The organism is Colwellia sp. MB02u-9, from assembly GCF_014077085.1.
In the GTDB taxonomy this organism is placed as follows: Bacteria; Pseudomonadota; Gammaproteobacteria; order Enterobacterales; family Alteromonadaceae; genus Cognaticolwellia.
Genome location: NZ_JACGVF010000065.1, coordinates 1 through 22943 on the forward strand (window position 1 = coordinate 1; position 22943 = coordinate 22943).

Sequence of the window (22943 nt, forward strand, 5' to 3'; positions counted from 1 at the left end):
TTTTGTTTTTGTTTTTTTGCTCTTGGTCTTTTTCACTCCCCATTTTCGTAAAACAAAGCAAATCAGTAATTTTGGGCACAAAAAAACCATTAAGAGTGCTTCCAACCTATCGTCCCTGGATGCGCTACTAATGGTTTACTCCCTTAACTTCAAGCAGGATTTTTTCTTTTCCATGCCATTAATCGTAAAGATAGCACAACTCATCGCATAAGTTCACTTTATTTATGCTACTAATTTTATCCGCCAAAAAGAGACTTTCTGGCGCTACTGCGCTTTAAATAAGTACAGCAACTTAAGCATCTTAATTAGCCGTTACAAAATATTGTTCATTCACCGTTAATGCAAATATTATTCGGCACTGAAATATACTCACTAAACCAAATTTATCACTAACAAATTAGGTAAGATTTTACTGATGTAAAAAGTATCAACAATAGAAAAACTGCGCCAAAAGTAAGCTTATCTTAATAAATAATGAATATCGCTAACGTCTACCTTCAAATCAAAATCAATCATGCCAGTTACTCCGAGTTCCGATGCATGGGCGCATCACAGTTAGTAAAAAATGATTAAAGTGTTGTCGTGATGGTTCAAGAAATCCGCTAATGCCATGCATTTAGTTAGCTGGAATCAATATTTACAGAGCCTTATCTGGTCTGACGGTGGGCACTAGCAATAGCAGCAAATAATCCTGCATAATGCTAAATTTTGATGACATTGTCTGAATATTTAGCTCAATGAACTGTATGTTTTTTTTGTCAAATATAACCGTATTCTTTGCCTTAGAATAAATACATTAATGAGGTTTGTTAATGTATTTATTTTGCTTCTCTCAACCCCAGCAACAAAAAAGCAGCCTGATATTAAGGCTGCTTTAAAATGTTCTTATCTACTTTTGAGTTTACAATGTTATTTAACTGCTAGAGTTTTTAACCCCATGACAGCAAACTATTCAACCGTCACCGACTTGGCTAAGTTACGCGGTTGGTCAACATCGGTACCTTTGATGATGGCAACATAGTAAGACAGTAATTGTAGCGGCAAGGTGTAAACGATAGGGGCAATTAAGTCATCACATACTGGCACATTAATCACTTTCATGGTGTCATCGCTGCTGAAGTTAGCGTCTGAATCAGCAAATACATACATTAAACCACCACGAGCACGTACTTCCTCAACATTGGATTTTAACTTTTCAATTAAATCGTTTTGAGGTGCTACAACGATAACGGGCATTTCGGCGTCAATTAACGCCAGTGGTCCATGTTTAAGTTCGCCGGCAGCATAGGCTTCAGCATGAATGTATGAAATTTCTTTCAGCTTTAATGCTCCCTCCATCGCGATAGGGTACTGATCACCACGTCCTAAAAATAACGCATGATGTTTATCAGCAAAATCTTCTGCTAAGTCTTCAATTGAGCCCGCAAGTGCTAACACTTCTTCTAACTTACTCGGTAAGGTCATTAATGATTGAGCAATTTCGGTTTGCTTGTCTTTTGACATACCGTGATGCTGACCAATCGCTAAGGTCATCATTAATAAACCCACCAGTTGAGTGGTAAAGGCTTTTGTTGAAGCAACGCCTATTTCAGCACCCGCTTTAGTCATAAAGGCCAAATCCGATTCACGTACTAATGAAGAACCGTCAACATTACATATCGTTAAACTAGCTTGATAACCTATTTGTTTAGCTAAACGTAAGGCGGCTAAAGTATCAGCAGTTTCGCCTGATTGTGAAATAGTCACTAACAAGGCATTTTTAGGTACATGCGACTGGCGGTATCTAAATTCACTGGCAATTTCAATATTACATGACACGCCGGCTAAGGCTTCTAACCAATAGCGTGCCACCATACCTGAATGGTAACTGGTACCACAGGCAATAATTTGCACATGTTCAATTTTTTGAAAAATAGCATCAGCGCCTTCACCAAAGGTATTGATGTCTAAAACGTTACCCAGTAAGCGACCTTCCAAGGTATTACGAATGGCGGTAGGTTGCTCAAAGGTTTCTTTTAGCATGTAGTGACGATATTCACCTTTATCGCCAACATCATGGCTAACCGCAGACTCTTTCGCTTCGCGTGTTACAGGCTTGCCGTTAGTATCAAAAACGTTCACTTCAAAACGCGTAACTTCGGCAACATCACCTTCTTCTAAGAAGGCAAATTTACGCGTCACTGGTAATAGTGCCAGCATATCTGAGGCAATAAAATTTTCACCAACACCGTAGCCAATCACTAATGGGCTACCAGAACGTGCAACCACCACACGGTCTTTGTCGCGAGTATCAAGTACAACAGTGCCATAAGCCCCGGTTAATTGTTTTACAGTCGCTTGAACAGCACTTAACAAACTATCGGTGGATTTTAATTCATGATGCACTAAGTGAGCGATAACTTCTGTGTCAGTTTCAGAGGTAAAGCTATAGCCTAAACCTTGCAAACGAGTGCGTAAAGCTTCATGATTTTCAATAATACCATTGTGCACAACCGCAATGGTTTCTGACGAAATATGCGGATGTGCATTAGCTTCACTTGGTGCACCATGTGTTGCCCAACGTGTATGCGCAATACCCGTACCACCTGCTATTGGGTTAGCATGTAATGCATCAGCAAGCTCTTGCACCTTACCTAAACGACGGGCGCGATTAAGTTGGTTATTATTATCAACAATTGCAACACCAGCAGAGTCATAACCACGATATTCTAATCGCTTTAAACCTTCTACTAAAATGTCTGCTACATCACGCTGTGCGACAGCACCAACAATTCCACACATATTCTCTATCCTTTTTAACTTGCTATAACGAGGTTAACGCCTTGTTTGATAATTTCACTTCGTACGTTTTCAGGCATATCTGCATCTGTGATCAACGTGTGAATCTTACCCCAAGGTAATTCTAAATTAGGTATTTTACGATTAAGTTTTTCTGAATCTAACATCACGATAACTTCACGAGATACTTCCGCCATAACTCGGCTTAAGCCTAGCAGTTCATTAAACGTTGTTGTACCGCGAGCTAAATCAATGCCATCGGCGCCAATAAATAGCTGATCAAAATCATAAGAGCGTAAAACACTTTCTGCCACTTGCCCTTGAAATGACTCCGAATGCGGGTCCCAAGTACCACCGGTCATCAATAATGTCGGTTCGTTTTCTAGTGCATGTAAATCAGACGCTATAGCAAGTGAATTAGTCATCACCACTAGGCCTTGTTTTACATTCAACTCCCGCACTAACGCTGATGTTGTGCTGCCACTGTCTAAAATAATACGATTATGGTCTCTGATCAGCGATGCCGCTGTTTTTGCGATCATTATCTTTCGTTTCGAAACTTTATCTGTTTTCGGCGCGATAATTTCATGAGGTAAAGGCACTGCGCCACCATATCTGCGCAGCAGTAAACCACTATTTTCTAATACTGCCAAGTCCTTACGGATAGTAACTTCTGAGGTATCAAACATTTTTGCAAGCCTATCAACACTTACTTCACCTAGGTTGCTTAGCTCGGCAATAATGGTGTGACGACGTTGCTGAGTATTTCGTTTTGACATTGCTTTCGTTTTACTCTTAAAAAGTTTCGGTTTAAAACTTAGCTATTAAAACAAAAGCTGAAAATAAAAACAATATTTATCTAAAGATCGGGCATCAATTTAGTTAACTATTGATTAACTCTCATCTGGTTTTCAGCGTAAATGAGTATTTTTGAGCTTATTATCCGTTGACCGTTAGTTTATTGATAATAAATATTATATTGGTTGGCTGAGCTATTTTATAGCTAGAGAAAATGGCTCAATATAAGCTATTTATTTAATAACTAGTTGTTCTAACTATGAAATAAATAATGTCGTTGTTGGTTATTTTAACAAGTAGAAATACTCACAAAGTGAGTGATATGGATATAAGTTATGGTAAAAATAAAATGCACGCATTGTTAAATTTGTGCATTTTTCTCATGATAAATTTTAATAGGCTTATACCAAGGATATAAGGTTATTTTTTACTTGGGCGTTTCCAACCAGCAATATTACGCTGTTTACCACGCGCCACACTTAATTCATGATCATCAACATTTTTAACAATAACTGAACCGGCGCCAGTTGTGGCCATTTCACCAATAACAACAGGTGCTACTAATGAGGCATTTGAACCGATAAAAGCCCCCGCGCCGATAATTGTTTTAGCTTTATTTACACCATCATAGTTACACGTAATAGTGCCAGCACCAATGTTAGCGTTAGCGCCTATTTCTGCATCACCTAAATAACTTAAATGGCCCGCTTTTGCACCTTCGCCTAAGCATGTTTTTTTCATTTCAACAAAATTACCCACATGAGCATCACGTTTTAATTCTGTGCCGGGGCGAATACGAGCAAACGGACCTACTGAGGCTAGCTCACCAATAATGGCACCTTCGATCATGGTATTAGGTTTAATGTCAGCACCTTTGCCGATAGTACAATTTTTTAAAATACAATTAGCGCCAATGGTCGCGTTATCGGCAATATCAACATTGCCTTCAAAAATACAGTTCACGTCGATCACCACTTCTTGACCCACGCTAACATGGCCACGAATATCAATACGGTTAGGATCACGTAAACTCGCGCCAGCAATCATCAAAGCTTCTGCTTTTCTTATTTGATACGCGCGTTCTAGACCGGCCAGTTGCACACGGTTGTTGGCACCTTCTACTTCAATTTCACTATCAGGGTGGGCCGTTGCAATAAGCTTACCTTCTTGATGGCAAGCGGCAATAATGTCAGTTAAGTAATATTCACCTTGGGCATTATCGCTTGATAAATTGGCTAACCAGCGTTTTAAATCACCGCCATTGGCCAATAAAATACCTGTGTTAGCTTCATTAACTAATAGTTGCTCAACAGTGGCATCTTTTTGTTCAACAATACCAACCACTGTGCCTGAGCTATCGCGCATAATACGACCATAGCCGGCTGGGTTAGCTAAATGCACGGTTAATAACGCCATACCATTGTCAGGCTTAGCGGCAATTAATCGCTGTAATGTGCTCACTTTAGTTAAAGGTACATCACCATAAAGCACTAATACATCTTCATCGTCAGATAAAAATGGCGATGCCATATCAACAGCATGACCTGTGCCTAATTGCTCTTTTTGTTCTACAAAGGTTAAATCATCACCCGTGACTTTGGCTTTAAGCACATCGCCACCAAAACCATAAACCAAGTAGATATTTTCGCTATCAACTTGACGTGCAGCGTCAATAACATGAGAGACCATCGGCTTTTCAGCAACGGGATGAAGAACTTTGGGTAAAGCAGAGCGCATGCGAGTGCCTTTACCCGCAGCTAAGATAACAACAGAGAGAGCCATAATTTGTCCGATTATTTTTATAAAGTTACATAATACAAGTTGTCATTAAGCATAAATTGATTAACTTGGCATTAACGTATGCCAACATTGTAACGTTAAATTAAATGCTTCTCTATTAAAATCATATTAAGCGCTTAACCTGTATAGTTTTTTCTCGCTGACAAGAAAAAATCTTAGCCGGTATATCGCACCTTGCGAGCGTTTGGGTATATACTATGTGCAACAAATAGACGGTAAACACCCCACTTTTATTCAACTAGGATCCCGTATAGATGACCCCCATTGCTGAGCAAATAGCCAAAGAAATTGATGTAAAAACCAGCCAAATAAATGCGGCTATAAACTTATTAGATGAAGGTTCAACGGTTCCTTTTATTGCTCGCTATAGAAAAGAAGTCACTCAAGGGCTTGATGACAATCATTTGCGTTACTTAGCGCAACGCTTAGTTTATTTGCGAGATTTAGCCGATCGTCGAAAAGTTATTATGACCAATATCGAGCAACAAGGTAAATTAAGCCCTGCGTTAGCGGCTGAACTCAATAATGCCGACAATAAAACTCGTTTAGAAGATCTTTACTTACCTTTTAAACCGAAAAGAAGAACCAAAGGGCAAATTGCGATTGCTGCGGGTTTAGAACCGCTAGCCAATAAAATTTATAATAATTGGCAACTTAACCCTGAACAAGAAGCACAAGCCTTTATCAATAAAGAGCAGGGTTTTAGTGATGAAAATTCAGTACTTGAAGGTGCGCACTATATTCTGGTGGAGCGCTTTGCCGAAGACGCTAATTTAATTCAAAAATTACGTCGTCATTTACTTAAGCAAGCACACCTTTGCAGTAAATTAATCAAAGGCAAAGATAAAGCCGCCGCAAAATATCGTGATTACTTTCAACATTCCGAATTATTAAAGTCGGTGCCATCACACCGTATGCTTGCTATGTTACGCGGTCGTAATGAAAAATTATTATCATTAAGTATTGATGTCGACCCCGGCCAAGAAGGGGCTTTTTCAAGCGCACAACAGCTGATCACCGAGCATTTCAATTTGCGCTTAACTGGGCAAGCCGCGGCAACATTTTTAACCAAAGTGGTACAAACAACCTGGAAAATAAAGTTAAGCCAAAGTTTGGAAACAGAATTATTAGGTCAATTACGCGAACAAGCGGAAATTGAAGCGATTAAGGTTTTTTCACGTAATTTAAACGACTTAATGATGGCGGCGCCAGCAGGGCCAAAAACAACCTTAGGTTTAGATCCCGGTCTTAGAACCGGCTGTAAATTGGCGATTGTTGATGCTACCGGTAAATTATTACAAACGGCGACTATATTTCCTCATGCGCCACAAAATCATTGGGATAAATCAGTACGTACTTTAGTTAATTTATGCCAACAACATAAAGTAGAATTAGTCGCGATAGGTAACGGCACGGCTTCACGTGAAAGTGACCAGCTTATCGCCGATGTTATTACTAAGTTAGAAACTAATAAGCCCACCAAAGTGATTGTCAGTGAAGCCGGCGCATCAGTCTATTCAGCATCAGAATTTGCCGCCAAAGAGTTTCCCGATTTAGATGTGTCAATTCGCGGTGCGGTATCTATTGCACGCCGCTTACAAGACCCGTTGGCAGAGCTAGTGAAAATAGATCCCAAAGCCATTGGTGTTGGTCAATATCAACATGATGTCAGCCAAAGCCAACTCAGCCAAACCTTAGACAATGTTATTGAAGATTGTGTTAACGCAGTTGGGGTTGACTTAAATAGTGCTTCTGCCGCTTTGTTATCACGGGTTTCAGGTTTAAACAAAACTATGGCAAATAATGTCGTTAGTTTTCGCGATGAACACGGCCGATTTAACAATCGCAATGAATTAAAAAAAGTCGCTCGCTTAGGACCAAAAGCCTTTGAACAAGCCGCAGGCTTCTTGCGCATAAGCCAGGGTAATAACCCGCTAGACTATTCAGGCGTTCATCCTGAAACTTACCGCTTAGTTGAGCAAATATTACAACAACTCGACACTGATATCAGTCAAGTAATGGGTAATATATCAACGCTAGAAAAAATTAATATCGACAGCTTAACTAGCGATGCTTTTGGTGCGCTAACCATTAAAGATATTATTAGCGAATTAGAAAAACCCGGTCGTGATCCTCGTCCGGAATTTAAAACCGCCACTTTTCAAGCCGGTGTTAATACCATTAACGACCTTAAAGTGGGCATGATACTCGAAGGGGTTATTTCTAACGTAGCGAATTTTGGCGCTTTTGTTGATGTGGGTGTGCATCAAGACGGTTTAGTGCATATTTCTTCACTGACCGATAAATTTGTCAGTGACCCGCATGAAATTGTCAAAGCCGGTGAAGTGGTCAAAGTTAAAGTGACGGAAGTTGACCCACAACGCAAACGCATCAGTTTAACGATGCGTTTAGATGAAACAATAGCACAAGCAAAAAGTCAGCCTTCAGGACAGTCTCAAAAAGCACAAGCTAACGACAAAAGTACTAAACAACCACAACAGAGCAGAAATAAGGCAAAAACACAGCAACCAAAAGCGTCAAATAATGCCGCTATGGGTAATGCCTTTGCTGACGCTTTTGCCAACCTAAAAAAATAACTATAACTTATGGTTAAGTTAGCCGTTATGAGCGGTCAGTTATAGGTTAAAAGCAAGCGCTATAAAGATAGCAGAAACCACTAAATCAAGATGATCATTCATTAAGGTGGATATTTTTATATGCCGGTAAGTCATTAGAGTAATGCAAGGAGCAATTACTTAGATGGCTTTGAACGGGATGCAGGATGCACTGAGGCCGTGAAGCTATCGATGGCCTGAACATCGTCATTATTTCACATCAACATGCATGGACGCATTAATGTCGTAATGCCATGTTCTTACATCGACGTAAGTCATTAGAGTAATGCAGGCGCAATTACCGAGATGGCAAGAAGCGAGTATGTGATCATGACAGACTTCTCATCCTGAACATCGTCATTCTTTCACATCCATATGATCATGACATACCCTTCATCCTGAACATAAAAAAGGGGAAGCAAGAAGCTTCCCCAAAACAACCTCGGTTGGGAGGTTAACTAACGTAAGATGTTAAACTAAAGCACGTATTTAGCTGAAAATTGTACGTAATCTGAATCAGCATTTTGATCTACAGATTCAAAGTTGCCTACTTCGACACCAAATGAAAGCTCTTTGGTGTAGCTTTTAAAGAGGTTAACGCCCCAATGTCTTCTATCGGTATCAGCAACTTCTGTTGATGTTTTACCGTAAAATGCAGTGCTGCGAATATCATCACTCCAAAAATGGCGATAAGCAACCATATAAGATTTTGACTCTTCTACTTTTTCGCCCACTAAATCACGCGCGGCTACTACACCAACGTAACGTCCGGTTTCACCACCGTGGATTTGAAAACGTAAATCATCTTTACCATATGTGTTGATTTTACCCGTAATACCGTAACCAAATGCTGACTCAGAATTACCACCAACAGTATTTAATTGACGCGCCAAACCGGCAACAGAAATATTACCCCAGTCACCATTAAAGGTATACTTAGCAACAACGTCAGGCATAGAGTCTTGACTTGAATCACCTTTGTCAGATTCAGGGTTTTCTAAGGCAACTTGAAAGTTACCTTGGGTATAACGTACTTGCCCTTGTCTAATAAACGCAGAGGCATTGAGCGGGCCACCAAAATCAACGCCATCAACTAAAGCACTGGTATTGACAAATGTTGACCAAGTTTGACCAACTAGAATATTTTTATATTTGATAAATGCGTGACGTAATCTTGGATTTGATGAGTTTGAAACAATTTCATTACCACCGCCGCCATGAAGATCAAACTCAATAAAGCCAGTTACATCACCATGAACATATTTAGTATTAATGCGCGTCTCTGTTGCACGAAAGCTAGTGCGAGAAATATCGCCAACGTTACCTGCACCGACCCAATAATCATTAACGATACTGTTAATGTTACCGTCAACATATCGTGCGTCTAATTTGACATAACCACCAAAAGTAATGGTATCTTTGTCTGACAATTTAATTTCATAACCAGCAGTTGCACTGCCGGCCATAGCCAAAAGACCTGTTGCTAATAAAAGCTTTTTCATCTTAAACATTTTTACTTTCCCCGTCTGTTATTGATCTTAGAGCAACAAAAGATATGCTCTGGTCGTGTTTTTATCGTTTTTATTTTTTTATAATTTTTATGCTGCATAATTCATGGTTATATTTTGAGACTTTAATATTTTTCTAGAAACATTTTTGTTTTGAGCAATCGGTAATTGATCAACAAATTTGATGGTATCAGCCTGAGCAAAGTCACCCAAACAGCCAACAAGTTTTGCATTAATAGTGTTTGATAGTGTTGATAATTCAGTCGCTGGGTTATTTAACTCAACATAGACATGAATCGCATTGCCTTTTTTCTCGTGAGGAACGCCAAACACAACGACCTGATTAACATCGGCTAATTGCTCAATAAACTCTTCTATTGTTTGGTTAGCAACACGATAACCACTGACTTTATCAGCAGCAGTAGCTTGTGACACTAACCAGATATAATCTTGCTCGCGAGCTAATAACGTATCTTCATTAATAAAATTTTTGTCACTGAAATAAAACCATTCACCATTGCTCGACTGCAACCAAGACAATTGTGCTTGTTGACCACTCTGATCACTATGATTAAACAAGTTCGGCATATTACTCTCTATTTCATCACTTTGATCGAATTTTAATCAAAGCTATTTATTATGTTAGTAACAGTAGAGAGTTAGCGTTAGTTTATAAATTAGACCTAAGTCTAAAATTGACAAAAAATAACCTAGACTTTAGTCTAGATAAAGTAAAAATCAACGAATTAGCGGCAACTGAATGGTTAGCTATCGCAATCAATATTCATCTGGTCGAAAATCTCCACAGTACCGTTATCAGAAATGATAACATCTTAAAAATCCTATTTTTATAACTGATAAAATCAAGGTTATTCATGGTTTCAAAAATAAAATCTATATCATCAAGCACAGTTTTAGCATGCCTAGCTTTTAGTGTTAATGCTGAATCACTCAACATTGAAAAATACCAACAAGCTGAGCGTCAACTGAGCAAACACACCGAAAAATTAGTTGTTGGCACAGTAGAATATCCAAGCTGGACTGAAAGCAATAAGCTGATTTATAGCAGCCAAACCCAGCAAGGCAAACAATTTTTTATCTTTGACGCTGTAACAAAAGAAAAGAAATTGGCCTTCGATCATCAAAAGCTTACTCGGGCATTAGCTCGCCTTACTGAACAAGAAATAAAACCAGAAAATTTACCTTTTAATCGCTTTGAACTGATAAGTGAAAAAATAATTTCGCTAACTTTAGATGATAAATTATACCAATGTAATATTGATAATTACTTATGTCAACTGAGTGCAATTGCGATTAAAGACAGTGAGTTAGTTTCGCCTAATGGCAAGCTGGCAGTTTATATTAAAGCGCACAACTTATGGCTGCGTAACCTTAATGATAATAGCGAGAAACAATTAACCACTGATGGGATAGCAAACTTTGGTTACGCCACCAATAATGCAGGCTGGGTTCGCGGTGACAAGCCGGTAGTAAAATGGTCACCCGATTCGAAAAAACTCACCACCTTTAAACATGACAGCCGAAACGTTGGCGAAATGGCTATAGTGTCTACCGCGGTTGGTCACCCTGAAATTGATGTTTGGAAATATCCATTACCGGGTGATAAAAACATCTTCAAAATTCACCGTGTAGTGATTGATACTGAGCAGGCGAATGTAGTGGTGCTAGATATGCCTGCCGATGATCACAGATCAACCATAACAGACCATGTTGCTGGTAGTGATGGTAGTTTGTTAGACGTTGACTGGTCGAGCGACAGCAGTCATTTTGCCTTTGTCTCATCAACACGCGATCACAAAACTGCAAGCTTAAAAATAGCAGATGCTGTAAGCGGTAAAGTGCGTACAGTATTAACTGAAACTGCCGAGAGCTTTTTCGAGTCAGGTGTTAGTGGCATTAGTTGGCAATACCTTGATCAAAGTAATGAGTTTATTTGGTTTTCTCAACGCTCAAATTGGGGGCATTTATATTTAGTTGATGCCATAACGGGTAAAATTAAAAATCAAATAACCCAGGGCGATTGGACCGTTTTAGAATTACTCAATGTTGATGAAAAAACGGGGAAACTCATTTTTTCTGCTGCGGGTAAAGAAGCTGGAGATCCCTATTTTCATTACCTTTATAGTATTAACAAAGATAGCTCAAATTTTACCTTATTAAGCCCTGAGCAAAAGCATCACCGTATTACCTTGAGCACCAATGCTGAATATTTCTTAGACCGAGTCTCAACACCAAACCAAGCAGAAACCAGTTTTATTCGCAGCACTAACAGTAAATCAGGTTTTATCATCGAACAAATGGACATTACCAAGCTTACCGATACCGGTTGGCAAGCGCCTACGCCATTTATTGTTAAAGACCGTAATAACGAGCATGACATCTATGGACTAATGTATAAGCCTAGCGATTTTGACGCCAGTAAGTCTTATCCTGTGGTCAATTATTTATACCCTGGTCCACAAGTCGGCAGTATTCGTGGTCGTCATTTTAGAAGCGCTAGAGGTGATAACCAAGCAATTGCTGAACTTGGCTTTATTGTTATCGAAATTGACGCCTTAGGTACACCTGGTCGTTCAAAAAGCTTCCATGAGTTTTATTATCAAAACATGGGTGATAGCGGCATTCCAGACCAAGTGTCCGCCATTAAACAACTCGCAAAAAAACATCACTGGATTGATAGTACCCGTGTTGGCATTTGGGGCCATTCAGGTGGTGGGTTTGCTTCAACACGCGCTTTGTTAACTTATCCAGACTTTTATTCAGTGGCTGTTTCACAAGCCGGTAATCATGACAATAGAAACTATGCGGATGAGTGGGGTGAAAAGTATCACGGTATGTTAGTAAAAAATGAAGATGGCACCAGCAACTACGACAGCCAAGCAAATCAATTAATCGTTGAAAACCTAAAAGGTAAGCTACTTATTGCCCATGGTACAACTGATACCAATGTACCACCCTATAACACTCTAATTGTTGTAGAAGCGTTAATTGCAGCTAATAAAGACTTTGATATGCTGATGCTACCGAACCGTGGTCATGGCTTTGCCAGAAAGCCGTATATGATGCGTAAACGCTGGGATTACTTTGTACAGCATTTGCTGGCATTAACACCACCAAAAGAGTTTACCTTTAGCGAGTAATTATATAAGCCCAATATAGCGGTATTAATAGCAGCCGATAGCGTAAAAATATCGGCTTTTAACTCGCGTTAATCTTATCTCGTTAACAACCCAATTAGGTTGATGAAATTAACCTAAACGGTTATAAAATTTAAGCGAAAAAAAAGGGCACATGGCCCTTTTTCAATCAACTTTATTTATTACTGGCGAATGCCTTCAATATGTAAAGTCAGATCTACTTTGCCATAATCTTTTTTAAAACCAAAGTCTGCCATAGCAATAGTGGCCGTACCGCTAAAGCCGGCACGGTAACCACCCCAAGGATCATCACCTTCACCGACTTTAACGGCGTCAATGGTTAATGGGTGAGTAATACCGTGCATGGTAAAACTTCCTATTATGGCAAGTTTACCATCACCTTTATCTTCAACTTTGCTGCTAGTAAATGTCGCTTGTGCATATTTGCTAACATCTAAAAAATCATCTGAACGTACATGTTTGTCACGTTTAGCATGATTTGAATCAAAACTTGAGGTATCTACAATTACCTCAATTTTAGCTGCAGAAACATTATCTTTGTCATAAGAGAAGTTACCTGAAAAGTCGTTGAATCGACCAGCAAGTACACTAAAACCCAGATGGCTCGCAGCAAAATTAATCGAGGCGTGAGCCCCTTCAGTATCAATAACATAATCAGCGGCTAAAGCTGGTATTAGTACACTCGAGGTTAATAGAGCGCTAGCAAGTAATTTTTTTTTCATATCAGTTCCTTTAATTATTTATCTGTGTTTTTAGTCATACGTTTTAGCGTGACGTCTTGGTCAATAAAATGGTGTTTTAAGGCAGCTAATGCATGCAATAACGCGAAAATTATTATGCCGTATGCTACGTAATAATGTACCACACCTGCAATATCTTCCTGGTTTTTTATCCCCAGTACCCATGGTATAACCTTAAACCAATCAAAAACAGCAATGGCTTTGTCATTAGCACTGGTGATCAAGTAACCAGAAATTAAAACAGTAAACAGCGTGATATACAAAATAAATATCATTAAAGCTGAAGCTTTTTTCTCAAAAGCACTATGACTAGTTATTGCACCGGGAGAGCCGGCAATACGACGCCACAACAATCTAAATATAGTGACCATTAATAAAAGTATCCCAACACTTTCATGCCAGTGCGGGGCTAGTTGATACCATTGACTTGAGTAGTTTAACTCGACCATCCAAAACCCTAAGACAAATAACGAAAAAACCGTTAAGGCCGAGAGCCAGTGTAGTAATTTACTCAGCAAGCCGTATTCTTGCTGACTGTTTTTCCACGACACTTTATTGTGAACCATTTTCTTTCTTGATGATGACTGGGCTATTTAGTTTAGCTACTCACTAACAAAAAACCCAGTTATTTAGTCGAAAAATAATACCTTTGGTCGCCATTCGCTGACTAAGTTTTAACCCTTAAATAATGTAAAAACTTGAGCAAATTATTGCGCTAGATCAAAACAGATAGCAACTAGAGGCTTAAAATGAATTGAGGCTTAAGGAGGAATGCTAATGAATAAAGAAATTCTAAGTAGTTTATTAGAAAAAAAATCTGAACTTCAAAGACGTATTAGTGCAATTGAAGCAGACTTTAGAAAAGGTCGTTCTCAAGACTTTTCTGAACAGACTTGTGAAAACGAAAATAATGAAGTGCTTAATGAAATTCATCACGAAGCTAAAATTGAACTAGGCTTAATTAACCAAGCGTTAACTCGTTTTGAAAATAATGAATATGGTTTTTGCAGCCAATGCACTGAAGTTATCAATCCAGAGCGTTTAAAAATATTACCTTATATCAATACTTGTATTAATTGTGCCGAATAGGAGCAACCCTAATGATAGAAAAACACGCTTTACACCATGAATTTCCAGAATTAGAAAAAGAAATCCATCACTTAAAAGTGCAAGATGCACATTTTGCCCGCTTATTTAAAGATTATCATCAGTTAGATAAAGAAATTTACCGTATAGAGGTTGGTGTTGAGTCAACATCAGATACGTATTTAGAACAACAAAAACTAGCCCGTTTACACTTAAAAGATGAGTTATATACTTTACTAAAAAAAGCACAGTTGTCAGCATAAAGTCAGTAATAGTTAAGTCATAGCTAAGCTATAGTTAAGCTATAGTTAAGCTATAGTTAAGCTATAGTTAAGCTATGGTTAGGTTATAAAAAGCCACAACGCTTAAAAAATTCTGGCTTATCAACATAACTAGCTTATATCGGCTCAACCATTAAAAAAATGCCGACATTGCATAGGCTGTTTTATCGAACATTAGTGGCTGCGCCTCTTCAAGTTCTAAATTAGCTTTATTTGCTGTAGTCACCACTCTGGTTCTATACTCTTTCATACTTGTTGCCTCTGAATAAGTTTGAGTGCTTGCGCCATCATCAGATATTTTAGTATTCACTTTTGAGTCACGACGAACAATAACGCCTTTTTTAGCACGCTCTTTAATTTGTATGTCAGCAACAAGTAAATACACCACATCTTGCACATAAGCGTTTGCAACCGTTGAAGCTAACCCAACAACAAGACCTGCTGCTGCTGCACCTCGATATGAGCCACCAGTAGCTGCTGATGCTACCGCACCTATACTTGCACCTTGAAAACCCGCACTTAATGCTGATGCTGCCGCTTCAGGTGTAGTTTTCTCTAAGTTTCTGACAAAAACACTCATCCTATACTGAGATTTCTCAGGATCATTTGTCAAAGTATAGCCATTACCACTATTAACTAATTGGTGAGAAAGTGCTTTTCTAAATGAAACACGATCAAACTCCATTACCGCACTCCTAACCTCTAAATAAATTTTTCTTTTATTTGCTGGCACAGGATCAACAAATATAGATGTACTTATTTTTGTTTGTACATCTAAGTTCCTTTTAGCCACTGAGGTGTGAATTGCCGAGCAACTCGCCAGTGTAGTAATAATTAAACCAACAAAACTGAATTTGAGTAACATCTTCCATCTTTTCATAATATTTCCTTTATATAGTTAGATTTACAGCCCTGTGATAAATAATATTTTTCTAATAATAATAGCGGCCATGATAACGATAGTAATATTGACAGTTTCTATATTGAGTCCAGTTATGACGTAATAAATCTCGACATGTGTAACCTCGACGCCAATAGTTGCCACTATACTCAGGCGGCTTAATATTTTTTTCCAACATACTTTTGATATAGGAATTGACTTCTTCTGGTCGTTCAGCGAGAAAAGGTTTAGAGAAAACCTCTGCGTTCATATCTGCTTGTGCTTTTGCTAAAGCATCGTCTTCTTCACTAGCACTAGCACTAGCACTAGTAGCAAACATGAAACTGAAGACAAAAACCAAATATTTCAAGGCCTTAAAAAAACACTGCGGAAGTGAAAATATACGCTTGTGATACATATTTACCCCTTAAGTAATGTCAACACTATGGTTCTACTATATACCTCTATAGTACGTTTTTCGTACAAATTCAATTTTTTTCAAAAAAATATCTAGTTAGATGCACTGCTAATGGCTCTAGCCAACTTTAAATTTGTCTATGATTATTTTCTTACTTTGATGATAAATTATTAATTTAAAACAATGAGGTAGGGTTAAAGTGATCGTTGGATTGGCTGAATTAAGTGGCTAAGTGGCGCAGTGGAGTAGTGGAGTAGTGGAGTAAAATTTTTTTCAACTATCATAAATAATAAAAAAGCGACTATTTACCGAAGTAAAAGTCGCTTTTTTTTTATCACTAAAACTTAATGTTAAACGCGAAGGTTATTTTTTACTTGTTGCTTGGATAACACGTAATTGCGCAACAGCACGAGCTAGTTCAGCTGCGGCTTCTGCGTAATCAACATCATTACCATGTTCATTCAAGTGTTTCTCTGCGCGTTCTTTAGCCTGTAGTGCAGCTTGTTCATCTAAATCAGCGCCACGTACAGCGATATCCGCTAATACAGTAACGTTATTTGGTTGAACTTCTAGCATACCGCCAGAAAGATAAATGATTTCTTCATCACCACCTTTTTTAACGATTCTTGCCATACCAGGTTTTAGTGAGGTCAGCAAAGGTGCGTGACCAGGCATAATGCCTAATTCACCTTCGCTACCTGTGATCTGTAATGATTCAATGCTACCCGAAAATAAACTTTCTTCAGCGCTTACAACATTCAGATTTACAGAAAGTAATGCCATTTGACCTCCTAATAGGTGACTAACTTATGTTAATCACCAGCCTTCATTACATGTTTTTAGCTTTTTCAGCTGCTTCTTCAATAGAACCAACCATGTAGAAAGCCTGCTCAGGTAAATCATCATACTCGCCTGCAAGTAATCCTTTAAAGCCACTAATTGTGTCTTTAAGTGATACATACTTACCAGGAGATCCGGTGAATACTTCAGCAACAAAGAAGGGTTGAGATAAGAAACGTTGAATCTTACGTGCGCGATTCACCGATAATTTATCTTCTTCAGATAACTCATCCATACCTAATATGGCGATGATATCTTTAAGTTCTTTGTAACGTTGTAATGTTGATTGAACGCCACGAGCTGTTTCATAATGCTCAGCACCAACTACTAACGGGTCTAATTGACGCGAAGTAGAATCTAGTGGGTCAATTGCAGGGTAAATACCTTGCGAAGCAATATCACGACTCAATACAACTGTTGCATCTAAGTGAGCAAAAGTAGTAGCTGGAGAGGGATCAGTCAAATCATCTGCTGGTACGTATACCGCTTGGATTGAAGTGATTGAACCTTTCTTCGTTGAAGTAATACGCTCTTGCAATACGCCCATTTCTTCAGCAAGTGTTGGTTGATAACCAACCGCTGATGGCATACGGCCTAGCAATGCAGATACTTCAGTACCAGCTAAGGTGTAACGGTAAATATTATCAACAAAGAATAATACGTCACGACCTTCATCACGGAATTTTTCAGCCATTGTCAAACCAGTAAAGGCAACACGTAAACGGTTTCCTGGAGGCTCGTTCATTTGACCGTAAACAAGTGATACTTTATCAAGTACATTTGAATCGTTCATTTCATGATAGAAATCGTTACCTTCACGAGTACGCTCACCTACACCAGCAAATACTGAGTAGCCGCTATGCTCGATCGCAATGTTACGAATAAGTTCCATCATGTTAACGGTTTTACCAACACCAGCACCACCGAATAAACCTACTTTACCACCCTTAGCGAATGGACAAACTAAATCTATTACTTTGATACCAGTTTCAAGTAGTTCATTTGACAACGCCTGGTCAGCATAGGCTGGCGCTTGACGGTGAATTGACCACTTTTCTTCTTCACCGATTGGGCCAGCTTCATCGATAGGCTCACCCAATACGTTCATAATGCGACCCAATGTACATACACCTACTGGTACTTGGATGTTACTACCTGTGTTTTCTACGTTCAGACCACGACGCAAACCATCTGATGAACCCATGGCGATAGTACGAACTACACCACCACCTAATTGCTGTTGTACTTCTAGTACTAAGCCTGAAAGGTCACCTTCAGTTACATTTAACGCGTCATATACCTGAGGTACAGCATCTTGTGGAAATTCTACATCCACAACTGCGCCAATGATTTGGACGACTTTACCTGTACTCATGTTTAATCCTCTAATCTTGTGCTCTTATTTACTAATAAAATAAACAAAGAACCTTTGCTTATACCGCTGCTGCACCAGCACAAATTTCACCCAATTCTTGAGTAATACTTGCTTGACGCGCTTTGTTGTATACCAATTGTAAATCATCAATTAAGTCACCCGCATTATCAGTTGCAGATTTCATTGCAACCATACGAGCGGCTTGTTCACAGGCTAGGTTTTCAACCACACCTTGATATACTTGAGATTCTGTATAACGTACCAATAAATGTTCAAGTATTGCTTGAGCATCAGGTTCGTATATATAATCCCAGCGATGCTTAATAGCGTCATCATCTGACTTAGGCAAAGGTAAAAGTTGATCGATTGTCGGCTTTTGCGTCATGGTATTAACAAACTTGTTATATACAATGAACAATCTGTCTATCTCACCATTATCATAGGCATTTAGCATAACCTTCACACTACCGATTAAATCGGTTAGCGATGGACTATCACCTAATCCTGAAATTTGTGAAACAACTTTAGCACCCATATTGTTGAAAAATGATGTAGCTTTAGAACCCACTACGGCAAATTCAACTTCGGCACCAGCTGTTTGGTGTTTACCTGCATCAGCAAGTACTTGTTTAAATAAATTAATATTTAAACCACCACACAAACCACGGTCTGTTGAGACAACGATATAACCTACGCGCTTAGCTTCACGTTCAACCATATATGGATGACGAAATTCTAAATTACCAAGCGCGATGTGACCGATCACATTTCGCATATTTTCAGCGTATGGACGAGAGGCAGCCATGCTTTCTTGCGCTTTACGCATTTTGCTTGCTGCAACCATTTCCATTGCGCTGGTGATCTTCTGTGTATTTTTTACACTTCCGATCTTCGATTTTATCTCTTTACCACCGGCCATGACTATTCTCCGAAAAGGTTAACTAAATTACCAAGTTTGAGTAGCTTTGAAAGCTTCAATCGCTTTCGCTAAACCAGACTCGATATCTTTGTTATAGTCGCCTTTTTCATTGATAGTAGCCATCAACTCAGCGTGGTCATTGTTTACGTATGAACGTAATGCATCTTCAAAATCAACAACTTTGTTGATAGCGATATCATTTAAAAAGCCTTTTTCTGCGGCAAATAAAGATACAGCTGTTTCAGCAATTGACAATGGGCTGTATTGCTTTTGCTTCATCAATTCAGTAACGCGTTGACCATGCTCTAATTGAGCACGTGTAGCGTCATCTAAATCTGAGGCAAATTGAGCAAAGGCTGCTAATTCGGCATATTGTGCTAATGCTAAACGAATACCACCACCTAATTTCTTGATGATTTTAGTTTGAGCAGCACCACCAACACGTGATACAGAAATACCAGCGTTAACCGCAGGACGAATACCTGAGTTAAATAGGTTAGATTCTAAGAAAATCTGACCATCGGTAATTGAGATTACGTTAGTAGGTACGAATGCAGATACATCACCCGCTTGCGTTTCAATGATAGGTAATGCTGTTAAAGAACCTGTTTTGCCTTTAACTGCGCCTTTTGTGAAACGTTCAACGTATGCTTCGTTTACACGAGCAGCACGTTCAAGTAAACGACTGTGAAGATAGAAAACGTCACCTGGGTAAGCTTCACGGCCTGGCGGACGACGTAAAAGTAATGAAATTTGACGGTAAGCAACTGCTTGCTTAGACAAATCATCATATACGATTAGTGCATCTTCACCACGATCTCGGAAGTATTCACCCATAGTACAGCCAGAATATGCTGACAAGTACTGAAGTGCGGCTGCTTCAGAAGCGCCAGCGACAACAACGATAGTATTATCTAACGCGCCGTGTTCTTCTAATGAGCGAACTAAGTTAGCAACCGTAGAGGCTTTTTGGCCAATAGCTACGTATACACACTTAATACCTGTGTCTTTCTGATTGATAATTGCATCTAATGCGATTGCAGATTTACCAATTTGACGGTCACCAATGATAAGTTCACGTTGGCCACGTCCAATTGGAATCATTGAATCGATTGATTTAATACCTGTTTGTACAGGTTGATCAACAGACTTACGATCGATTACACCTGGTGCTACCATTTCAACTGGTGCAAAACCATCGTTTTCGATAGGTCCTTTACCGTCAATTGGCTCGCCAAGTGTGTTTACAACGCGACCTAATAAGCCACGTCCTACTGGTACTTCTAAAATACGACCAGTACATTTTACTTTAACGCCTTCAGCTAGATCCGCATAAGGACCCATAACTACCGCACCGACCGAATCACGGTCAAGGTTTAAAGCGATAGCAAAGCGATTGCCAGGAAGTTCAATCATCTCACCTTGCATTACGTCTGCAAGACCATGAATACGAATGATACCGTCAGTTACAGAAACGATAGTACCTTCATTACGAGCTTCACTAACTACGTCAAACTGTTCAATACGACTCTTGATCAGTTCAGCGATTTCAGTGGAATTCAGTTGCATACTCTGTTCCCCGTTAGGATTGCATTATTGTTGCTAAGCGGTTCAATTTACCTCGTACTGAACCATCTATTACCATGTCACCAGCTTTTATTACTAAGCCAGAGACTACGTTTGCATCAATGTTACAATTAAGTTTTACTTTTCGAGCCAAACGCTTTTCAAGCGCAGCGCATAATGTAGTTTCTTGTTCTGCTGTTAATTCAACAGCAGACGTTACATCCACAGAAACTGTTTTCTCATGTTCCGCTTTTAATTCACGAAACTGAGTAACAACTTGTGGTAGCACCAATAAACGTTGATTTTCAGCCATCACTTTAATTAAGTTTTGGCCATTGCTATCAAGTTGAACATCACAGACTTTCAAAAAAATGTCTTGTGCTTGTTCTACTGACGCACCACCAGAAAGATAATTCTTTATAGTAGTGTCGTCAGCAACTTGTGCAGCGAAAACTAGCATTTCTAACCAGTTTTCGACTGTATTCGCTTCGATAGCAAAATCAAACGCCGCTTTAGCGTAGGGACGAGCGATGGTTGTCAATTCAGACATAAGCTCATTTCCCTCTAAAGTTCAGCTACAAGTTTATCTAAAATGTCGCTATGTACAGCGGCATCGATTGAACGCTCAAGAATTTTCTCTGCACCAGCAACTGCTAAAATAGCAACTTGTTGACGTAGTTCTTCTTTTGCTTGGTTACGTTCAGTATCAATTTCTGCATGACCTGACGCTAAGATTTTATCTTTCTCAGCATGTGCTTTAACTGCAGCTTCTTCAATTATCTGAACTTCACGCTTTTTAGCAGCTTCTACAATACCTGCCGCTTGCGCTTTAGCTTCTTTTAATTGTGCTGTAGCTTTCTCTTGAGCAAGCTCAAGATCTTTAGCCGCACGGTCAGAAGCAGCAAGCCCATCAGCAATAATTGCTTGGCGTGCTTCGATGGCACCAATAATTGGTGGCCATACATACTTCATACAAAAAATTACGAATACGATAAATGCGATTAATTCACCAACTAAGGTCATATTAAGATTCATTTATGTATCTCCTATTAAAATTCGCGTTATAAATTAAGCTGGAACACCAACTGCGAATAATAGGTATAAGCCGATAGCAACACCGATCATAGCAATAGCATCGATAAGACCTGCAACGATGAACATTTTAACTTGAAGTTGAGGTGCTAATTCAGGTTGACGTGCAGCAGACTCTAAAAATTTGCCACCAAGTAAACCAAAACCAATCGCAGTACCAAGAGCACCTAGACCGATTAATAAAGCAACAGCGATATATAACATATTTATCTCCGATTATTTAAGTAAAGTTATAAAGTTTAAAAACTAAGGTTGAAACTGTTATTCATACCCCCGAAGGGGTAAGAAATTTAATGATCTTCGTGCGCTAGACTCAAGTATAAAATCGTTAGCATCATGAAAATAAACGCTTGTAATGGGATGATTAACAAGTGAAAAGCAGCCCATAAGAAGTGTACTGGCAATTGGAATACACCAATTGTCGCAATCAATAAGAAGATCAATTCACCGGCGTACATATTACCAAACAAACGAAGTGCGAGTGATAACGGGCGAGCCAGTAAGGTAACCATCTCTAAAATAAAGTTAACCGGGTAGAGTGACCAATGACCAAATGGCTGGGTCGTTAGCTCTTTAATAAATCCACCGATACCTTTTACTTTAATTGAGTAATAAAGGATAAGAACAAAAACACCTAACGCTAAAGCAAAGGTCATGTTTGGATCTGTTGTTGGTACGGCTTTCATGTAATTAACACCAAACAACTCAAAGATACGCGGTATTAAATCCACCGGTACCCAGTCCATGGCGTTCATTAATAAAACCCAAACAAAAATAGTTAAGGCCAATGGCGCGATAACCGGATTTTTACCGTGAAAGGTACTTTTAACACTGTCATCAACAAATTCAACGACCATTTCAACTGCACATTGCAATCTACCGGGTACACCGGTACTTGCTTTTTTGGCAACTGAACGAAACAACATGATAAATACCAAACCTAAAAACACCGACCAACCAAGCGTATCTATGTGAACGGTCATAAAACCCTCACCGACAGACAAATTGGTTAGATGGTGTTTAATATATTCTTGGCTGGTAATTTCCGCACCTGAAGACATATTAATG

Annotated in this window: 22 protein-coding genes; 5 read left to right on the forward strand and 17 right to left on the reverse strand. The window is 39.0% G+C overall.

The genetic code is table 11. The annotated features are described in order from the left end of the window. On the forward strand, positions 1-211 hold a 211-nt coding region (locus H4J65_RS17900), incomplete at its 5' end, for a hypothetical protein (protein WP_220465063.1). Between the two features lie 737 nt (positions 212-948). Here H4J65_RS17900 and glmS read toward each other — a convergent pair. The 3 genes from glmS to glmU all read right to left on the reverse strand — a co-directional run bounded on the left by glmS (position 949) and on the right by glmU (position 5358). After that, positions 949-2781, reverse strand: a complete 1833-nt coding sequence (gene glmS / locus H4J65_RS01365; RefSeq protein WP_182194561.1) for a glutamine--fructose-6-phosphate transaminase (isomerizing) — start codon at positions 2779-2781, stop codon at positions 949-951. A 14-nt stretch (positions 2782-2795) separates the two neighbouring features. Next, positions 2796-3557 (reverse strand): DeoR/GlpR family DNA-binding transcription regulator, encoded by a 762-nt coding sequence (locus H4J65_RS01370; protein WP_182136235.1) that lies wholly within the window; start codon positions 3555-3557, stop codon positions 2796-2798. A gap of 439 nt (positions 3558-3996) precedes the next feature. Beyond that, a complete protein-coding gene (gene glmU, locus H4J65_RS01375) occupies positions 3997-5358 on the reverse strand; it encodes a bifunctional UDP-N-acetylglucosamine diphosphorylase/glucosamine-1-phosphate N-acetyltransferase GlmU (protein WP_182194566.1) in 1362 nt (453 codons plus the stop codon). Positions 5359-5630: 272 nt separating this feature from the next. On the opposite strand from glmU, the gene H4J65_RS01380 reads away from it, so the two are divergent. Continuing rightward, complete coding sequence (locus H4J65_RS01380; RefSeq protein ID WP_182194571.1) at positions 5631-7973, forward strand: Tex family protein; 2343 nt, start codon at positions 5631-5633, stop codon at positions 7971-7973. Between the two features lie 494 nt (positions 7974-8467). Here the strand turns inward: H4J65_RS01380 and H4J65_RS01385 are convergent, their stop codons facing one another. Further along, on the reverse strand, positions 8468-9502 hold the full coding sequence (locus H4J65_RS01385) for a DcaP family trimeric outer membrane transporter (RefSeq protein ID WP_182194575.1): 1035 nt from the start codon (positions 9500-9502) through the stop codon (positions 8468-8470). An 87-nt stretch (positions 9503-9589) separates the two neighbouring features. Next, on the reverse strand, positions 9590-10087 hold the full coding sequence (locus H4J65_RS01390) for an acyl-CoA synthetase (protein ID WP_182136231.1): 498 nt from the start codon (positions 10085-10087) through the stop codon (positions 9590-9592). Between the two features lie 287 nt (positions 10088-10374). On the opposite strand from H4J65_RS01390, the gene H4J65_RS01395 reads away from it, so the two are divergent. Further along, positions 10375-12660, forward strand: a complete 2286-nt coding sequence (locus H4J65_RS01395; protein ID WP_182194580.1) for a DPP IV N-terminal domain-containing protein — start codon at positions 10375-10377, stop codon at positions 12658-12660. A 179-nt stretch (positions 12661-12839) separates the two neighbouring features. On the opposite strand, the gene H4J65_RS01400 is transcribed toward H4J65_RS01395, so the two are convergent. Continuing rightward, on the reverse strand, positions 12840-13400 hold the full coding sequence (locus tag H4J65_RS01400; protein WP_182136229.1) for a YceI family protein: 561 nt from the start codon (positions 13398-13400) through the stop codon (positions 12840-12842). Positions 13401-13414: 14 nt separating this feature from the next. After that, the gene (locus tag H4J65_RS01405) at positions 13415-13984 is read right to left on the reverse strand and encodes a cytochrome b (protein ID WP_220465064.1); all 570 of its coding nucleotides are present in this window, start codon (positions 13982-13984) and stop codon (positions 13415-13417) included. A 211-nt stretch (positions 13985-14195) separates the two neighbouring features. Here H4J65_RS01405 and H4J65_RS01410 point away from each other — a divergent pair, with 211 nt between their 5' ends. Together H4J65_RS01410 and H4J65_RS01415 are read left to right on the forward strand one after the other, a co-directional pair. Continuing rightward, positions 14196-14507: a TraR/DksA C4-type zinc finger protein gene (locus tag H4J65_RS01410; protein WP_182136228.1), complete on the forward strand. Its 312-nt coding sequence runs from the start codon at positions 14196-14198 to the stop codon at positions 14505-14507. An 11-nt stretch (positions 14508-14518) separates the two neighbouring features. Further along, positions 14519-14767 carry a YdcH family protein gene (locus tag H4J65_RS01415; protein WP_182136227.1) on the forward strand — a complete coding sequence of 83 codons (249 nt, stop codon included), beginning with the start codon at positions 14519-14521 and terminating at the stop codon, positions 14765-14767. 151 nt (positions 14768-14918) lie between these two features. Here H4J65_RS01415 and H4J65_RS01420 read toward each other — a convergent pair whose 3' ends face one another. From H4J65_RS01420 to atpB, 10 genes are all read right to left on the reverse strand, one after another. Beyond that, positions 14919-15665, reverse strand: a complete 747-nt coding sequence (locus tag H4J65_RS01420; RefSeq protein ID WP_182186628.1) for a complement resistance protein TraT — start codon at positions 15663-15665, stop codon at positions 14919-14921. A gap of 52 nt (positions 15666-15717) precedes the next feature. Next, entirely contained in the window at positions 15718-16005 is a 288-nt protein-coding gene (locus H4J65_RS01425) for a hypothetical protein (protein ID WP_182136246.1), read from the reverse strand. A 441-nt stretch (positions 16006-16446) separates the two neighbouring features. Further along, entirely contained in the window at positions 16447-16866 is a 420-nt protein-coding gene (locus tag H4J65_RS01430; protein ID WP_182136225.1) for a F0F1 ATP synthase subunit epsilon, read from the reverse strand. A 46-nt stretch (positions 16867-16912) separates the two neighbouring features. Next, on the reverse strand, positions 16913-18298 hold the full coding sequence (gene atpD / locus H4J65_RS01435; protein WP_182136224.1) for a F0F1 ATP synthase subunit beta: 1386 nt from the start codon (positions 18296-18298) through the stop codon (positions 16913-16915). Between the two features lie 58 nt (positions 18299-18356). Continuing rightward, the gene (gene atpG, locus H4J65_RS01440) at positions 18357-19217 is read right to left on the reverse strand and encodes a F0F1 ATP synthase subunit gamma (RefSeq protein WP_182136223.1); all 861 of its coding nucleotides are present in this window, start codon (positions 19215-19217) and stop codon (positions 18357-18359) included. A gap of 27 nt (positions 19218-19244) precedes the next feature. Next, positions 19245-20786, reverse strand: coding sequence for a F0F1 ATP synthase subunit alpha (gene atpA / locus H4J65_RS01445; RefSeq protein ID WP_182136222.1), 1542 nt, complete (start codon positions 20784-20786; stop codon positions 19245-19247). Positions 20787-20799: 13 nt separating this feature from the next. Further along, on the reverse strand, positions 20800-21333 hold the full coding sequence (gene atpH, locus H4J65_RS01450) for a F0F1 ATP synthase subunit delta (protein WP_182136221.1): 534 nt from the start codon (positions 21331-21333) through the stop codon (positions 20800-20802). 14 nt (positions 21334-21347) lie between these two features. Continuing rightward, positions 21348-21818: a F0F1 ATP synthase subunit B gene (gene atpF / locus H4J65_RS01455; RefSeq protein WP_182136220.1), complete on the reverse strand. Its 471-nt coding sequence runs from the start codon at positions 21816-21818 to the stop codon at positions 21348-21350. A gap of 33 nt (positions 21819-21851) precedes the next feature. Next, complete coding sequence (atpE, locus tag H4J65_RS01460; RefSeq protein WP_077284459.1) at positions 21852-22079, reverse strand: F0F1 ATP synthase subunit C; 228 nt, start codon at positions 22077-22079, stop codon at positions 21852-21854. An 86-nt stretch (positions 22080-22165) separates the two neighbouring features. Further along, entirely contained in the window at positions 22166-22936 is a 771-nt protein-coding gene (gene atpB / locus H4J65_RS01465) for a F0F1 ATP synthase subunit A (protein ID WP_182136219.1), read from the reverse strand. Between the last annotated feature and the right edge of the window lie 7 nt (positions 22937-22943).

What these genes read in the sequence shown, in the direction of transcription:
- H4J65_RS01385 (WP_182194575.1), bottom strand. Translation starts at nt 9,502, where the DNA reads ATGTTTAAGATGAAAAAGCTTTTATTAGCAACAGGTCTTTTGGCTATG.
- H4J65_RS01380 (WP_182194571.1), top strand. Translation starts at nt 5,631, where the DNA reads ATGACCCCCATTGCTGAGCAAATAGCCAAAGAAATTGATGTAAAAACC.
- H4J65_RS01390 (WP_182136231.1), bottom strand. Translation starts at nt 10,087, where the DNA reads ATGCCGAACTTGTTTAATCATAGTGATCAGAGTGGTCAACAAGCACAA.
- H4J65_RS01420 (WP_182186628.1), bottom strand. Translation starts at nt 15,665, where the DNA reads ATGAAAAGATGGAAGATGTTACTCAAATTCAGTTTTGTTGGTTTAATT.
- atpG (WP_182136223.1), bottom strand. Translation starts at nt 19,217, where the DNA reads ATGGCCGGTGGTAAAGAGATAAAATCGAAGATCGGAAGTGTAAAAAAT.
- atpE (WP_077284459.1), bottom strand. Translation starts at nt 22,079, where the DNA reads ATGTTATATATCGCTGTTGCTTTATTAATCGGTCTAGGTGCTCTTGGT.
- H4J65_RS01405 (WP_220465064.1), bottom strand. Translation starts at nt 13,984, where the DNA reads ATGGTTCACAATAAAGTGTCGTGGAAAAACAGTCAGCAAGAATACGGC.
- atpD (WP_182136224.1), bottom strand. Translation starts at nt 18,298, where the DNA reads ATGAGTACAGGTAAAGTCGTCCAAATCATTGGCGCAGTTGTGGATGTA.
- H4J65_RS01400 (WP_182136229.1), bottom strand. Translation starts at nt 13,400, where the DNA reads ATGAAAAAAAAATTACTTGCTAGCGCTCTATTAACCTCGAGTGTACTA.
- glmS (WP_182194561.1), bottom strand. Translation starts at nt 2,781, where the DNA reads ATGTGTGGAATTGTTGGTGCTGTCGCACAGCGTGATGTAGCAGACATT.
- atpF (WP_182136220.1), bottom strand. Translation starts at nt 21,818, where the DNA reads ATGAATCTTAATATGACCTTAGTTGGTGAATTAATCGCATTTATCGTA.
- atpH (WP_182136221.1), bottom strand. Translation starts at nt 21,333, where the DNA reads ATGTCTGAATTGACAACCATCGCTCGTCCCTACGCTAAAGCGGCGTTT.
- H4J65_RS01370 (WP_182136235.1), bottom strand. Translation starts at nt 3,557, where the DNA reads ATGTCAAAACGAAATACTCAGCAACGTCGTCACACCATTATTGCCGAG.
- atpA (WP_182136222.1), bottom strand. Translation starts at nt 20,786, where the DNA reads ATGCAACTGAATTCCACTGAAATCGCTGAACTGATCAAGAGTCGTATT.
- H4J65_RS01430 (WP_182136225.1), bottom strand. Translation starts at nt 16,866, where the DNA reads ATGGCATTACTTTCTGTAAATCTGAATGTTGTAAGCGCTGAAGAAAGT.
- glmU (WP_182194566.1), bottom strand. Translation starts at nt 5,358, where the DNA reads ATGGCTCTCTCTGTTGTTATCTTAGCTGCGGGTAAAGGCACTCGCATG.
- atpB (WP_182136219.1), bottom strand. Translation starts at nt 22,936, where the DNA reads ATGTCTTCAGGTGCGGAAATTACCAGCCAAGAATATATTAAACACCAT.
- H4J65_RS01425 (WP_182136246.1), bottom strand. Translation starts at nt 16,005, where the DNA reads ATGTTTGCTACTAGTGCTAGTGCTAGTGCTAGTGAAGAAGACGATGCT.
- H4J65_RS01395 (WP_182194580.1), top strand. Translation starts at nt 10,375, where the DNA reads ATGGTTTCAAAAATAAAATCTATATCATCAAGCACAGTTTTAGCATGC.
- H4J65_RS01415 (WP_182136227.1), top strand. Translation starts at nt 14,519, where the DNA reads ATGATAGAAAAACACGCTTTACACCATGAATTTCCAGAATTAGAAAAA.
- H4J65_RS01410 (WP_182136228.1), top strand. Translation starts at nt 14,196, where the DNA reads ATGAATAAAGAAATTCTAAGTAGTTTATTAGAAAAAAAATCTGAACTT.